The 1,384-nt window shown below is 48.6% G+C and carries 2 protein-coding genes; both read left to right on the top strand.

The genetic code is table 11. From position 1 onward, the window contains the following. Window positions 1-539: hypothetical protein (locus tag B5D35_RS24510; protein WP_170915266.1), on the top strand; the 539-nt coding region annotated here is incomplete at its 5' end. A gap of 75 nt (window positions 540-614) precedes the next feature. Then, window positions 615-1,013, top strand: coding sequence for a hypothetical protein (locus B5D35_RS23760; protein ID WP_078754853.1), 399 nt, complete (start codon window positions 615-617; stop codon window positions 1,011-1,013). Window positions 1,014-1,384 lie beyond the last annotated feature (371 nt).

Here is a 1,384-nt window from a genome sequence, read left to right as displayed (position 1 = left end):
TGACCAAGTTCTATGAAGACCGAGGCTATGACTTTGGTGACCCTGACGAGGTCGATGTCAACCAGATAGGGGACACCTACACAGAAGCACACCAAGCGTTAGTCGAGACAGTGCAGAATGTGATGCCCAATGACGTAGGGGAAGCCCTTATCCAACTGGCTGATGCCAGACATGATGTCATGGCCTGCGCCGAATACCTCAGTGCGTTTAACGATAACAACGCACAGAAGGATACTCGGCCTGCCATTTGCCAACAGCTGGATGCTGAGTTACTGGCACACTTCAAGGACGATGCAGAAGGTAAATTCAATAACAAGGAAAGTCTGTTGTTTGTGTCAACACGCGGGCACTCACTGGCAGGCATTCTGGCGTACAGCAAGTTGTGTGAGCTGGCACAACACACAGACACTATCGCGCTGTCACTTCGTCAGGCCTCGAAAAAGTCCGACAACTACCGATTGCTCGATACCTTAGAAACACTGCTCGATAACAATGAATTGCCTGAGTTCAAGCACATGGACGCAAAGAGGGTGAAATAACCAGAAAAATAAAAGGGCTGACCCCGTTGCAAGAAAAGTCAGCCCAGTTCACTCAGCACAAGGGAGTCATACCGAATGAGCCAACATGATAACGACACATCGCCAAGTAAAACAACCACCGCGCCGAACAGTTGGGACGATTACCAAGACTTCGTTAGCCATATTCCCGCGTTTATCGCGGCGTTTAACGGTGAAAAGCTGGAGCTGACGGACGAACAGCAAGCGTTCCACAACAAGCATTTTAACCGCGAAGAAATGACTAACCAGATAGGCTTTATTAACGGCAAGCTGGTACACATCCGCATTACGCTTGACGCCACCGAGCACAAGGTCGACGAGTTCGCCTTGCTGAAAATCCTTCCCAGGGAGCACGCCAAAAAACTCACCAAGCGTGAAGCCCTGGAGCAAAATACCAACTATGCGATGGAAAACATTTTATCGGACTTACGTTGTATTGACGGCTCAACGTGGTAGCAGGTTGTTGTATCTGACCCGCACCAAGCCCACAATATGTGGGCTTTTGTATGCCGCATTACGTAATTAACTCCTCCAACCACTTGACGAAACAAAAATAGCACTTTCGTTCAACATATCACCTTGGTAGAGTCCGCGGGCAGAACAAGGACACCTGAAACGATCAATATAATCCTTGGGTGATGTCGAACACCTTGTTCTGTGCAATGACCCACACGGATTATCAGGCTTCCGTGTGGGTCACCTCATCGTGATGCTCTACACTTGAACACCTGCGATTTATCCCCATATCCTTGATGAAAACAGGGACGCAAGACCTTTATCTTTCATCTGATCCATGTGATAAACCCGCGTCCTTGTTTTCATCACAC

The sequence above is a fragment of the Enterovibrio nigricans DSM 22720 genome (genome assembly GCF_900167155.1).
GTDB classification, from domain to species: domain Bacteria; phylum Pseudomonadota; class Gammaproteobacteria; order Enterobacterales; family Vibrionaceae; genus Enterovibrio; species Enterovibrio nigricans.
The sequence above is the reverse complement of the archived record's forward strand: the minus strand, read 5'-3'. Positions and strand labels throughout refer to the sequence as shown.